General features: G+C 71.7%; 10 protein-coding genes. 8 read left to right on the top strand and 2 right to left on the bottom strand.

Annotated elements, in window-relative coordinates; all coding sequences use genetic code 11:
- Positions 1–4: 4 nt before the first annotated feature.
- Complete coding sequence (locus KUF83_RS07865) at positions 5–1,240, top strand: DUF4185 domain-containing protein (protein WP_217453851.1); 1,236 nt, start codon at positions 5–7, stop codon at positions 1,238–1,240.
- Here the strand turns inward: KUF83_RS07865 and KUF83_RS07860 are convergent.
- Positions 1,179–2,222, bottom strand: coding sequence for a bile acid:sodium symporter family protein (locus KUF83_RS07860; protein ID WP_217453850.1), 1,044 nt, complete (start codon positions 2,220–2,222; stop codon positions 1,179–1,181). The two genes, KUF83_RS07865 and KUF83_RS07860, sit on opposite strands and share 62 nt — an antisense overlap.
- A 138-nt stretch (positions 2,223–2,360) precedes the next feature.
- Between KUF83_RS07860 and KUF83_RS07855 the strand changes: the two genes are divergently transcribed.
- The 5 genes from KUF83_RS07855 (at position 2,361) to KUF83_RS07830 (ending at position 10,743) form a co-directional block, all read left to right on the top strand.
- The gene (locus tag KUF83_RS07855; protein WP_217453849.1) at positions 2,361–3,227 is read left to right on the top strand and encodes a LysR substrate-binding domain-containing protein; all 867 of its coding nucleotides are present in this window, start codon (positions 2,361–2,363) and stop codon (positions 3,225–3,227) included.
- A gap of 287 nt (positions 3,228–3,514) precedes the next feature.
- Positions 3,515–5,341, top strand: a complete 1,827-nt coding sequence (locus KUF83_RS07850; RefSeq protein WP_217453848.1) for a long-chain fatty acid--CoA ligase — start codon at positions 3,515–3,517, stop codon at positions 5,339–5,341.
- A gap of 176 nt (positions 5,342–5,517) precedes the next feature.
- Positions 5,518–6,774, top strand: a complete 1,257-nt coding sequence (locus KUF83_RS07845) for an ABC transporter substrate-binding protein (protein ID WP_217453847.1) — start codon at positions 5,518–5,520, stop codon at positions 6,772–6,774.
- Positions 6,775–6,850: 76 nt separating this feature from the next.
- On the top strand, positions 6,851–9,961 hold the full coding sequence (locus tag KUF83_RS41825) for an ATP-binding cassette domain-containing protein (protein WP_254643517.1): 3,111 nt from the start codon (positions 6,851–6,853) through the stop codon (positions 9,959–9,961).
- Positions 9,958–10,743 (top strand): ABC transporter ATP-binding protein, encoded by a 786-nt coding sequence (locus tag KUF83_RS07830; protein ID WP_217453846.1) that lies wholly within the window; start codon positions 9,958–9,960, stop codon positions 10,741–10,743. The genes KUF83_RS41825 and KUF83_RS07830 overlap by 4 nt, the downstream gene beginning before the upstream one ends.
- Before the next feature lie 37 nt (positions 10,744–10,780).
- On the opposite strand, the gene KUF83_RS07825 is transcribed toward KUF83_RS07830, so the two are convergent.
- On the bottom strand, positions 10,781–11,569 hold the full coding sequence (locus KUF83_RS07825; RefSeq protein ID WP_217453845.1) for a polysaccharide lyase: 789 nt from the start codon (positions 11,567–11,569) through the stop codon (positions 10,781–10,783).
- 259 nt (positions 11,570–11,828) lie between these two features.
- Between KUF83_RS07825 and KUF83_RS07820 the strand changes: the two genes are divergently transcribed.
- Together KUF83_RS07820 and KUF83_RS07815 are read left to right on the top strand one after the other, a co-directional pair.
- A complete protein-coding gene (locus KUF83_RS07820) occupies positions 11,829–12,620 on the top strand; it encodes an aldo/keto reductase (RefSeq protein ID WP_217453879.1) in 792 nt (263 codons plus the stop codon).
- Positions 12,621–12,872: 252 nt separating this feature from the next.
- Positions 12,873–13,556, top strand: a complete 684-nt coding sequence (locus KUF83_RS07815) for a glycoside hydrolase family 75 protein (protein ID WP_217453844.1) — start codon at positions 12,873–12,875, stop codon at positions 13,554–13,556.
- Positions 13,557–13,566: the final 10 nt, after the last annotated feature.

Genomic DNA, 13,566 nt, shown 5'->3' with positions numbered 1-13,566 from the left:
GGGCGTGCCCGACGACACACGAGCACGACAGCGCACGGGGACCGGTCTGGGTCTGCTCCTGGCCCTGGTCCTCGGCGCCGTGCTGCTCACCGCCCTCCCGGGGGACGAGAACCGGGAGGGCGACTGCCGGGCCCGTACGGTCACCTCGTGGGCCGCGGACCGGGGCGTCACGGACGAGTTCGCGCGGTACGGGGACGACGCGTCGCGGGCCGACGACTGGACCGGCGGAGACGGTACGCACTCGGTGCGGCTGCCGGACGGACGGGTGCTCTGGCTGTTCTCCGACACCTTCCTAGGCCAGGTGCACCGGCCGCCCAACCCGGTGGGCGAGTCCTACGCCTGGCGGGACACGACCGCGCCGATGGTGCGCAACTCGGCCGTGGTCATGGACGACGGCCGGCTCAAGCGCACGCTCCCGGCGCCGATGTTCGCGGACCCGGCGCCGGGTCAGTGGCGCTGGCCGGTGGCGGCCCGGGTCGAGCCCCGCTCCCCCGGCTCGTCCGAGCAGGTCGTCCGGGTCGTGCTGTGGACCCGTACGACCGGCGCGCACCCCTGGATCTACGGGGTCCCCACCGCCACCGAGGTCGCCACGCTGTCACTGCCCGGCCTGCGCCTCGAGGGCATCACGCGGATCCTCGACCAGCGGCGGGTGAAGGATCCGGCGCGGCGGGTGCTGTTCGGGACGACCGCCCTGACCCACGACGACGACTGGACGTACGTCTTCGGCGGCAACGACGCGCGGGCCGCCGCCCGGCCGGCGTCGGACGCGTACGTCGCGCGCGTGCCCCGGGGGCGGCTCGCGGACCCGGCGGCGTGGCGGTACTGGGACGGCGAGCGGTGGAGCATCCCCTCGCATATGAAGCCCGTGCTGGGGGACGGCGAACGCAAGGGGGTCGGCAGCGCGTTCGCGGTCGCCCGCGACGGGGGGACGTACGTCCTGTTCACGATGGCGGCGGGCACCGAAGGGCTGACGACGATCGCCTCGTACTGGGCGTGCTCCCCCACCGGGCCCTGGCACGGGCCCGGCAAGGGGTTCAGCCCGCCGCTGCCGGAGCAGCGGGCGGGAGTGGCGGCGTACAACCCGCAGGTCCATCCGGCGATCAGCCGGGGCAGGCTCGTGCTGAGCTACGACGTCAACTGGCTGGACGCGAGCGGCGGGGCGGCGGCCCAGGCGAACCTCAGCCGGAACGTGTCCCTGTACCGACCGCGATTCGTGACGCTGCGGCTGGGGCCCGGGTGACGGGCCGCCGTGCCTCGGGGTCCCGGGAACGGCGTTTGGCGATGACCGCGCAGACCATGAGCTGCATCTGGTGGAAGAGCATCAGCGGCAGCACGGCCAGCGAGGCGTGCGCGCCGAACAGCACGCTCGCCATGGGCAGTCCGGACGCCAGGGACTTCTTCGACCCGGCGAACTGGATCGCGACACGGTCCTCGCGGGTGAAGCCCAGAGCCTTCGAGCCGTACCAGGTGAGCGCCAGCATGACCGCGAGCAGCACCGCCTCGACGGCGAGCAGGCTGCCCAGGCGCAGCGGGCTGACCTGGTGCCAGATGCCCTGCACCATGCCCTCGCTGAACGCGGTGTAGACGACGAGCAGGATCGAGCCGCGGTCGACGAGTCCGAGGACCTTCTTGTGGCGGGTGACGAAGCCTCCGATCCAGCGGCGCAGCAGCTGCCCGGCCAGGAACGGCACGAGCAGCTGGAGCACGATCTTGAGGAGGGAGTCCGCGGAGAAGCCGCCACCGGTGCTGCCGAGGAGCGCCGCGGCGAGCAGCGGGGTGAGCACGATGCCCACCAGGGAGGAGAAGGAACCCGCGCAGATCGCGGCGGGCACGTTGCCGCGCGCCATCGAGGTGAAGGCGATCGAGGACTGGACGGTCGAGGGGACGAGGGTGAGGAAGAGCAGTCCGGTGTAGAGCGAGTGGTCCAGGAACACCGGTTCGAGCCCGCGGGCGGCCAGGCCGAGCAGCGGGAACACCAGGAACGTGCAGGCCAGGACGGTGACGTGCAGGCGCCAGTGCCGCACCCCGTCCATCGCCTCACGCGTGGACAGCCGGGCCCCGTAGAGGAAGAAGAGGAAGGCGATCGCGGCGGTGGAGGCTCCGGAGGCTACATCGGCGCCGGTGCCCCGGGCGGGCAGCAGGGCGGCGAGCCCCACCGTCCCGAGCAGCAGCAGGATGTACGGGTCTATCGGCAGCCAGGACGGCCACTTCAGGCGTTTCACGGTGCTCCGTTGCTCAGTCGGTTCAGTGCGGCGGTTCAGTGCCGGCTCGTGCCCTCTCCATCGTCCTCCTCGACACCGTGATCGGGAATCCGTCATACCGCTCTGACTGTCATCACGTACCGCGATAGCCTGGAGGGCGTGTACGAGCCCTCGCAGCTGCGCACCTTCCTGGCCGTGGCCCAGACGCTGAGCTTCACCCAGGCGGCCCGGCGGCTCGGGCTGCGGCAGTCCACGGTCAGCCAGCACGTGCGACGCCTGGAGGGCGCCACCGGCCGGCAGCTGTTCACCCGGGACACCCACTCGGTGGAACTGACGGAGGACGGCGAGGCGATGCTCGGGTTCGCGCGCCGGATCCTGGAGGCGCACGAGCAGGCGGCGGCGTTCTTCACGGGGACGCGGCTGCGCGGCCGGCTGCGGTTCGGCGCCTCGGAGGACTTCGTACTCACCCGGCTGACCGAGATCCTGGAGGGCTTCCGTCACGACCATCCGGAGGTCGATCTGGAGCTGACGGTCGAGCTCTCGGGCACCCTGCACGAGCGGCTCGCCGACGGGAAGCTCGACCTGGTGCTGGCCAAGCGCCGCCCCGGGGACCCGCGCGGCGAACTGGTCTGGCACGACCGGCTGGTCTGGATCGGCGCGGAACGCCTGCGGCTGGATCCCGACCGCCCCGTCCCGCTGATCGTCTACCCGCCGCCGGGCATCACCCGGGCCCTGGCCCTGGAGGCCCTGGAGCGCCAGGACCGGTCCTGGCGCATCGCGTGCACGAGCGGCAGCCTCAACGGCCTCGTCGCGGCGGCCCGCGCCGGGCTCGGAGTGATGGCCCACTCACGGGGCCTGATCCCGCCGGGCCTCTTCCGCGTTCCCGACCGCGCGGGCCTGCCGGAGCTCGGCGAGGTGGAGTTCGTCCTGGTCCACGGCAGACGCCACACGGCGGCCAAGGGTGCGGCGGACGCGCTGGCGGCCTCGATCCTGTCGGCCGGCGACAGACTGCACCGCGCTCGCTGAGCACGGGGTGCGTCACCTCGGCCGGGCCCGCCGCACCGGTTCCCGAGCACCTCCCCGGGCCTCGGCCACGCACCCGACGGCGCGTAAACGGGTCGTACAGATTCCGTGGAGATTACGGAACCGAAACTTACGTAAGAGTAAGGATTCCGTCCCGGCCTTCCCCCTTGTGGCCGGATTTGAAGGGTTGACCAGGGCGAACGTCCGGCCCCGGGTAATTCGTCACCCCTCCCGCCGCGGCTCCCGTTGGGGTAGCTTTCACGGCGCTGCGAAGCACCGAAGGAGCGGGATTGCGCGAGTTCACCAACCCTCCCCTGGCGTCGGCACCGCCAGTGGGCGGCCTGGCCGATGCCGTCTTCGATTATGCCCAGGAGGATCCGCTCTACATCGCACTGGGCCGCAAGGACGAACACGGCCAGTGGCGCGACGTGACGTCCGCCGAGTTCCGTGACGAGGTCCTCGCGCTCGCGAAGGGCCTGCTGGCGCAGGGCGTCCGGTTCGGCGACCGGGTCGCGATCATGTCCCGTACGCGCTACGAGTGGACCCTCTTCGACTACGCGCTGTGGTCGATCGGCGCGCAGGTCGTGCCGATCTACTCCACCTCGTCGGCCGAGCAGGTCTTCTGGATGCTGCACGACGCCCAGGTGTCGGCCGCGATGGTCGAGCACGAGGACCACGCGATGACCATCGCCACGGTCATCGACCGGCTGCCGACGCTGCACAAGCTGTGGCAGCTCGACGCGGGCGCCGTGCAGGAGCTGTACGAGGCGGGCGGGCACATCGACGACGAAGTGGTGCACCGGCACCGGCGCGCGGTCACCCCGGAGTCGACGGCGACGATCATCTACACGTCCGGCACCACGGGCCGCCCCAAGGGCTGCGTCCTGACGCACGCCAACTTCATGTTCGAGACGGACACGGCGATCGAGCGCTGGGAGCCGCTCTTCCGCTCCAAGCGCGGCGACGAGGCGGCCACCCTGCTGTTCCTGCCGCTCGCGCACGTCTTCGGGCGGATGGTGCAGGTCGCCGCGATCCGGGGGAGGGTGAAGTTCGGCCACCAGCCGCAGCTCAACGCGGCGGCCCTGCTGCCCGACCTGGCCGCGTTCCGGCCGACGTTCTTCCTGGCCGTGCCGTACATCTTCGAGAAGGTGTTCAACGCGGCCCGGCGGAAGGCCGAGCGGGAGGGCAAGGGGGGCCCGTTCGAGAAGGCCGTCGAGGTCGCGGTGCGTTACGCGGACGCGGTGGAGGCGAAGGCGTGGGGCATCGGTCCCGGGCCCTCCGCGGCACTGCGGATGCAGCACCAGCTCTTCGACAAACTCGTCTACGCCAAGATCCGTACCGCGATGGGCGGGCGCGTGAAGCACGCGATGTCCGGCGGTTCGGCGATGGACCGGCGGCTCGGGCTGTTCTTCGCGGGCGCCGGCGTGCAGATCTACGAGGGGTACGGCCTCACCGAGTCGACGGCCGCCGCGACCGCCAACCCGCCCGAGCGCACCCGGTACGGGACCGTCGGCCAGCCCCTCCCGGGCACGACCGTGCACATCGCGGACGACGGCGAGATCTGGTTGCGCGGCGACAACGTCTTCCAGGGCTACCTGGGCGACCCGAAGGCCACCGACGCGGCCCTGCACGACGGCTGGCTCGCCACCGGTGACATCGGCGCGCTCGACGAGGACGGCTATCTCACCATCACCGGGCGCAAGAAGGAGATCCTGGTGACCTCCGGCGGCAAGAGCGTCTCGCCGGGAGTCCTGGAGGAGCGGGTGCGCGACCACCCGCTGGTCGCGCAGTGCATCGTCGTCGGCAACGACCGGCCGTACATCGCGGCGCTCGTCACCCTCGACGGGGAGGCGGTCGAGCACTGGCTGCAGATGCGGGGCAAGTCCCGGCTCACCCCGTCGGAGCTGGTGCGGGACTCCGACCTGGAGACCGAGGTGCGACGGGCCGTGGTCGCCGCGAACACGCTCGTCTCCCAGGCCGAGTCGATCCGCACCTTCCGCATACTGGCCCATCAGTTCACCGAGGAACACGGCCTGCTGACCCCGTCCCTGAAGCTGAAGCGGAAGGCGATCGAGAACGCGTACGCGTCGGAGGTCGAGGCCCTGTACCGGGCGTAGCCGCGGTACAGGGGCGCCCCCGAGGGGGCGTGGGGAACTGAGCGACCAGCCCCCACCGGCCGGCACCCGACCTTCGATCTGACGCTTCGTCACATACTGCCGCGCCACATATTGACGGCCCGTCAGATTCGCCGGATCATTTCGGTCACCCGAGTCACCCGACGGAGGGGCCGACCGTGTCGCGACCGACCCGCACATTCGCCGCAGCGGTGGCCGCCACCGCCCTGCTGCTGGCAGCCGCCTGCAACTCGGCCTCCACCGGCGGCACTCCGAAGTCCGAGGACTCCGTACGCGGAGTCACCGACACCTCCGTCAAGGTCGGCGGCATCGTGTCGATGACGACCGCCAGCGGCTACTCGAAGAAGGACACCGACCTCGGCGCCAAGGCCCGCTTCGACCGCGCCAACGCCGAAGGCGGGGTGAACGGACGGGACATCGAGTACCTGGGCGCGGAGGACGACGGCCAGGATCCGGCCAGGAACCTGGCGGCGGCACGCAAACTCGTCCAGCAGGACAAGGTGTTCGCGATCGCACCGATGAGTTCGACGACGTTCTCCGGCGCCGACTTCCTGCAGAAGCAGCGGGTCCCCACCTTCGGCTGGGGCACACTGCCGTCCTTCTGCGGACCGTCGTACATCTACGGATTCGGCGGCTGCATGGTGCCGATGCCCGGCGGCACCATCTCGCAGACGTGGCCCGAGGGCCTCGAACAGGTGCTGGGCGGCGCCAGGGGCCGCAGCGTGGCGATCCTCGCCAACGACAGCGACGCGGGGAAGTTCGCCATCCGCACCTATCGTCAGAGCTTCGCGTCGGCCGGGTTCAAGGTGACGTTCGCCAAGCCGTCGGTGCCCGCGACCTCCGTTCCGAGCGACTGGTCTGCGTACACGAAGGAGATCCTGCGCAGCGACGGCGGCAAGGCTCCGGACGCGATCGTCTCCGTGATGCAGACCCCGTACAACATCGGTCTGTTCACGGCGGTCAAGCGGACGGGATACGCCGGTGTGCTCACCGATCCGACCGACTACGACCCGGGGCTGCTGTCCAAGAGCGCGACCCGCAAGGCGCTCGACGGGGTGCACGTCCTGCTGTCGTTCCAGCCGTTCGAGCAGGAGAGCGCGGCCATGACGCGGTTCAGGAAGGACATCAGGAAGGCCGCGGGCGAGGACGTGCCCCTGAACATGCACATGATGACCGGATACATGTCGGCCGACCTCTTCCTCGCCATCGCCGAGAAGGCCGGCAGGAAGCTGACCGTGGCGTCCTTCCAGAAGGCGGCGGACGGGTTCACGGACACCGGCACGCTGGTCGGCGACCGGGCCGAACCGAAGGGCCAGAAGGAGTCGTTCGGCTGCGGGGCGCTCGTCCAGCTCAAGGACGGCGAGTACACCGTGTCGGCGCCCTTCAGGTGCTATCCGCCGATCCCCTTCAAGTAGCCGCGGCACAAGGCGACTTCCCGAGCCCGGGGTCCGGGGCCGGGGACCTCCGGACTCGGGGATGTGGTGACACGGCATGGCCGACCTTCTCGGATTCGTCCTGAGCGGACTGGTGTCGGGCGCGCTGTACGCGCTCCTCGCCACCGGCCTCGTGCTCTCGTACTCGGCGTCGGGCCTGTTCAACTTCGCGCACGGCGCCACCGCCTATCTGTGCGCCCTCGCCTTCTACGAGCTGCACTCGGGCTTCGGCTGGCCGGCCGTCCCCACGGCGCTGCTGCTGGTGTGCGTGCTGGCACCGGCACTCGGCTGGGGCCTCGACCGGCTGATGTTCCGCAAGCTGGCACGGGTCGGTGAGACGGCCCAGATCGTCGCCACCATCGGCCTGCTGGTGGCACTGCCCGCGCTGGGGCTGTGGGTCGTCGAACTGCTGGAGGACGCGGGCACGTCGGTGAAGCCCGCCGAGAACCAGTTCGGGCTGCCGGGTGTCGGGCCCAGCCCCGCGAGATCCTGGCAGCTCACCGACGGTGTCGGCGTCGACTCCGACCAGCTGATCATCTGGGTCGTGACGGCCGTGGTGGCCGCCGGCCTGTGGGTCCTGATGCGGCACACCCCGCTCGGGCTGCAGCTCAGGGCGGCCGTCGACAACCGCTCGCTCGTGGAGCTGCGGGGGTTGAGCGCGGACCGGTTGTCGTCCATCGCGTGGATGCTGTCGTCGGGGCTCGCGGGCCTGGCGGGCGTGCTGGCCACACCTCTTCTCGGGCTGTCCGCCCACGACTTCACGCTGTTCCTCTTCGTCTCGGCGACGGCCGCGGTGCTCGGCCGCTTCGTCTCCGTACCGCTGGCGTTCGTGGGCGGGCTCGGACTCGGGGTGCTGCAGAACCTGGTGGCCGGGTACGCGGACTTCGCCGAGCGGATCACCGGGTTCCGTACCGCCGTGCCGTTCCTGATCCTCTTCGCCGGGCTGCTGCTCATGACGCGGCGCAGCCGGACGGCGGGCACCGCGGCGGTGGACGTGCCGCCGGTCGACTACCTGGCGGGGCGGTCCCGGCTGCGGCGCTGGGGCCCCTGGGCGGCGGCCGGCGTCCTGCTCGCGGCGTCCTTCTACACGGTCACCACCCCCTTCTGGAGCGGCATCCTCGCCCAGGGACTCGCCCTGTCCCTGGTGTTCGTCTCCTTCACCGTGGTGACAGGACTCGGCGCGATGGTGTCGCTGGCGCAGGCGACCTTCGTGACGGGGGCGGCGCTGGTGGCGGGGCTGCTGATGAGCCACGGCTGGCCGTTCGTCGCGGCGGCCGCGGCGGGTACCTGCGCGGCGGCCGTGCTGGGCGCGCTGGTGGCCCTGCCCGCGCTGCGGCTCGGCGGCCGCTCGCTCGCCCTCGCCACCCTCGCGCTCGCCTTCCTCGCCGACCAGGTCCTGTTCCAGATCGGCGGGCTGAGGAACGGCGACACGGGGTGGGCGATCCCCCGCCCGGTCTTCGGACCGGTGGATCTCAACGACGACCGGGCGCTCGGGGTCGCGCTGACCGTGCTGGTCGCCGCCGCCGTCGCCGCGCTCAGCGCGCTGCGCAACTCGCCGTCCGGCCGGGCGATGCTCGCGGTGCGCTCGGCGCCCGCGGCGGCGATGGCCTCCGGGGTGTCGGTCGTACGCACCAAGCTGGTGCTGTTCACGCTGTCCGCCGGCCTCGCGGGCTTCGGCGGCGTGATGTACGCCTCCTACAACACCCGTGTCACCGCCACCGACTTCACCGCCATGACCGGGCTGATCTGGCTCGCGGTGGTCGTCGCGGCGGGTCTGCGGCGTCCGCAGTTCGCGGTCGTCGCCGGGCTGGTCTACGCCCTCGTACCGCATCTCGTCTCGGACTACGTCACCGAGTCCGTGCACCTTCCGGTGATCCTCTTCGGTCTCGCGGGCCTGGCCCTGGCGAACGACCCGGACGGCTACTGCGCGGCGGTGCCGGTGCGGCTGCACCGGCGCCGGACGGCCGCCGACGGGTCGGCCGCAGCGGCCGGGTCGCCGTCGCGACCGGCCGGAACTCCCGCAGCGGCCGACGGGATGCCCACGGGACCGGCACCCGCGCCGGCCGCGAGCGGAGCGGCGCCGGTGGCCGGACCCCGGGCGACGACCGACGCCGAACAGAAGGGGACGGCAACCGCCGCGGCGCCCACCGCGGGCCCGGGTCCGTCCGCCGCCCCGGCGAGCACGGGCACGGGCATGAGCGCCGGCACTGACACGGACACCAGCACCGGCACCGGCACCGGCCAGTCTCCGGACCGGGTGTCGAGGAGGACGCGGGGCCGGGTGCCGGGGCAAGCGGGAGGCGCTGCTTCCGGCGAGGCCGAGACCGCAGCCGGGACCGCAGCCGGGACCACGCCCGGGACCGCGGAGGTCGGTCTCCCTACGGCGCCGGGCCCCGCCGGCCCGGCGCCCGCCCTGCGGCTGTGCGGCATACGTGCCGGATACGACGGCGCACCCGTCCTGCACGGCGTGGACCTCGCCGTGCACCCCGGCGAGATCCTCGCGCTCCTCGGCCCGAACGGGGCCGGGAAGTCCACGACCTGCCGCGTCGCCGCGGGTCTCATGGCGCCGCTCGGCGGCCGGGTGCACGTGGCAGGACGCGACGCCACGAAGGACGGAGCCGTACGCCGGTCACGGGCCGGGGTGGTCCTGGCGCCGGAGGGGCGGGGCATCTTCCCGGCCCTCACCATCGAGGAGAACCTCGCCCTCTGTCTGCGCGGGCGAGACCTGCGTGAGGCCGTGTACGAACGCTTCCCCGGTCTCGCCGGACGCCGTGGGGTCCTCGCCGGCGCCCTGTCCGGCGGGGAACAGCAGATGCTGGCCCTCGCCCCGCTCCTCCAACGCCCGCCGGCCGTGCTGATCGCCGACGAACCGTCGCTCGGCCTCGCGCCCCGCGTGGTCGAGGAGGTGTTCCGCCTCCTCACCGAACTCCGCGACGACGGAACGGCCCTGCTCCTCGTGGAGGAGAAGGCGACCGAGGTGCTGGGGGTCGCCGACACGGTCGCGTACCTGACCCGGGGACGGGTGACGTGGTGCGGCCCGCGGGCGGCGGTGGAGGCGGACCGGCTGACGGAGGCATACCTGGGACTGGCAGCCACCGCCGGGACGGGCCCCGGATCGCCGGTACGGCAGCCGGACCCGTCCACCACCGAGGGAGTGGTCCGGCCATGACGAACACGAGCGCCCCCGTCCTGCGCGCCGACCGCGTCGGCGTCCGCTTCGGCGGCGTCCGGGCTCTCGACGGTGTGAGCCTCTCCCTGCGTCCCGGCGAGATCTGCGGACTCATCGGCCCCAACGGCGCCGGGAAGACCACCCTCTTCGACGTCCTCTCCGGCATCCGCCGCCCCGACGAGGGCCGCGTCCACCTCGGCGGATCGGACGTCACCCGCCGCTCCCCCGTCTGGCGCGCCCGCCACGGGATGCGCCGCACGTTCCAGCGCCGGCAGCTCTTCGGCCAGCTCACGGTGGCCGACAACCTGGTGGTGGCCCAGGAGTGGCGCGGTGGCGGAGGCGGCCTCCCCGCTGATCTGCTGGCGGCGCCGACGCGGCGTACGTACGAGAAGGAGCGGCGCGCCAGGGCCGACGAGGTCCTGCGTGCCTGCGGGCTCGACGCCTTCGGTGACACCTACGCCGGTGCCCTCCCGGTGGGCCTGGCCCGCATGGCCGAGCTGGCCAGGGCCCTGGCGGATCCGCCGCGGGTGCTGCTGCTGGACGAGCCCGCCTCCGGGATGACCGCCGAGGAGAGCGGCCGTCTGTCGGCCGTCGTGCGCCGGCTTGCCACCCAGGAGGGCTGTGCCGTCCTCCTGGTCGAGCACAACGTCGCCTTCGTCATGGAGCTGTCGACCCGGGTCGTCGTACTCGACCTGGGGCGGGTGCTCGCCGAGGGCACCGCGGCCGAGGTCCACGCCGACCGCCGGGTGAGGGACGCCTACCTGGGCACGTCCACGGCGTAGAGCGGGCCGGACGCACCCCCGGCACCGGCCGCCGTGCTCACACGAGCTGATACCCCCGCATCCTCGTGAGCAGGAGATGACAGTCCCGCAGGGACCCGGACGTGTCGCCGAGGGAGCGGTAGATGCCCCACTTGGGGCGTACCCGGTCGGCGAGGAACGTGTCGACGCCCGTTCTCGACTTGTCGATGACCGTGGTGGAGCCGTTCTTGAGGATCCAGCGGACCGAGCCCGCCGTGCCGTTGCCCACCTTGATCTGGAAGTCGACGTCGATCCATTTCTCGTGCAGGGGTTCCAGGTCGGTGCGGCCGACGAGGATGTCGTCGTCGAAGAGCTTGAGTTCGATGGTCTGCACGCCGTTCACCCGACGGAGCGACTGCACGACGATGGGCGAGGTCCCGCTGCCGGGCTGCTTCATCTGCATGATGTGCGTGAAGCTGGTGGTGGCCCGCAGGGAGCTGGGGATGTACATCGCGTACGTGACGCGCCAGGTCTGGCCCGCGTTCCACTTGAGGAAGTCGCCGCCAGGGCCGTTGCGCAGCCCGGTCACCTCGTGGCGCTGACGGTCCGTCGAGGTGTCGCGGTCGACGGTGTGCATGTCGAAGCGCCAGTTGTCGCCCATGGTGCGGATGTGCGGGGAGGCCGCGGGGTGCGAGCCGGCCCGGTCGTCCTCCAGGGTCTCGAAGGCGCCCAGTCCGTCGTCGCGCGCCGACGGGGACCACTTCAACTGCCAGGAGGCGGCGTGCGCGCCGGAGGCGGGCAGGCCCACGGTGGCCGTGGCCGCGCCGCCGAGCGCGGCTCCGAGCAGGTTCCTTCTGGTGGGGGGCATGTCTCTCACTCCGTCACATTCACATACCTGCACCGAGTTCACCGACGTGCAACAGCGTCGCGGCATGACAGTGCACGGTCAATGGTTCGGACCTGCGAGAGCGGGTACTTTCCGGCCAATCTCCCGTTCGACCGACGAACGCACGGGGCAGGAATGCACAGCGGCCCGTGATCGTTGACGATGGAGTACCACCCGACGACTTAAGGATCGAGAGCTCGTGAGCAAGGTCCCCCCGATCATCCTGAACAACGGCGTCGAGATGCCCCAGCTGGGCTTCGGTGTCTGGCAGGTGCCGGACGACGACGCTGAGCGAGCCGTCGCCACCGCACTGGAGGCCGGGTACCGCAGCATCGACACCGCGGCGATCTACGGCAACGAAGCAGGCACCGGAAAGGGCCTCGCCTCCTCCGGCATCGCCCGCGAGGACCTCTTCGTCACCACCAAGCTGTGGAACTCCGAACAGGGATACGACTCGACGCTGCGCGCCTTCGACGAGTCCCTGGACAAGCTCGGTCTCGACTACGTGGACCTGTACCTCATCCACTGGCCGACACCGGCCAGGGACAAGTACGTCGACACGTACAAGGCCTTCGAGAAGCTCCACGCGGACGGCCGCGCCAAGTCCATCGGCGTCTCCAACTTCCTTCCGGAGCACCTGGAGAAGCTGATCGACGCGACGTCCGTCGTTCCAGCCGTCAACCAGATCGAGCTGCACCCGCACCTCCAGCAGCAGGCGGCCCGCGACTACCACGCGGAGCACGGCATCGCCACCGAGGCCTGGTCCCCGCTCGGCCAGGGCCGGGGCCTCCTCGAGGTTCCGGCGGTCGTGGCCATCGCCCAGAAGCACGGCCGTACGCCCGCCCAGGTCGTCCTGCGCTGGCACCTCCAGCTGGGGAACGTGGTCATTCCCAAGTCCGTGACCCCGTCCCGGATCAAGGAGAACATCGACGTGTTCGGCTTCACCCTCGACGCCGAGGACATCGCCGCGATCAGCGCTCTCGACGAGGGCCGCCGCCTGGGCCCCGACCCGGCGACGCTCAACGACGCCTGACCGTACGGTCCCCGCACACCCGGTCCTCCACAGGACCGCACGGCGCGAACGACCTGATGGAGCCGCCGCCCGACCCGTTCGGGCGGCGGCTTCGTCATGTCCGGCCGGCCGGGTCCGGGCCGCCCGCCTGCCCGGGTCCGCGGGCGGCCCGGACGGCGCCGCGCGGATCGGCGCACCTCGGCGCGGCCATGCGGACGGACACGCACTGTGGGTGAATTCGGTAGGAAACCGACCCGCAGAAGGGGCCCCATCATGCGTACTCGAACCCTGACCCTCGCCGCGGCCGGCGGCGCCGCGCTTCTCGCAGCCGCGACCCTCCCCGCGGACGCCGCCTCGGTGCGCTCGCAGGACGGCACGGTCACCGCCGCGGCGCTGCTCGCCGAGCTGACGTCCTGCGCGCAGATCTCGAAGGGCAGATACCGCACCGACGCGGGAGCGCCGGCCACCGTCCCCGTCTGCGGAAAGAACGGCGCGGTCTTCTGGAAGGCCGACATGGACATCGACTGCGACGGCCAGGCCACCGCCCGGTGCAACCGCCGCACGGATCCGTGGTTCCAGGACCAGACCGCCTTCCACCAGTCCGACGGCAGGCCGCTGAACTCCGAGAAGCTCCCCTATGTGGTGGTGCCCGGCCCCAGCCCCGTCTGGAACTACGCGAGCTCCGGAATCAGGGGCGGCAGCGTGGCGGCGGTGATCTACGGCGACAGGATCCAGTACGCGGTCGTCGGCGACACCGGCCCCTCGAAGATCATCGGGGAGGCCTCGTACGCCACCGCCCAGGGCCTCGGGATCGACCCAGACCCCGCGACCGGCGGCGCCGCCTCGGGGGTGACGTACCTCGTCTTCACCGGCTCCCGGGTCACCCCTCTCGAAAGCCGTACCGCGACGGCCTCCCTGGGCGAGGAGCTGGCGGAGCGGTTCATCCGGAGCAACTGAGCACGGATGC

This window comes from Streptomyces sp. BV286 (assembly GCF_019090165.1).
Taxonomy (GTDB): Bacteria; Actinomycetota; Actinomycetes; order Streptomycetales; family Streptomycetaceae; genus Streptomyces.
This window is presented reverse-complemented; position numbering and strand designations above follow the sequence as displayed.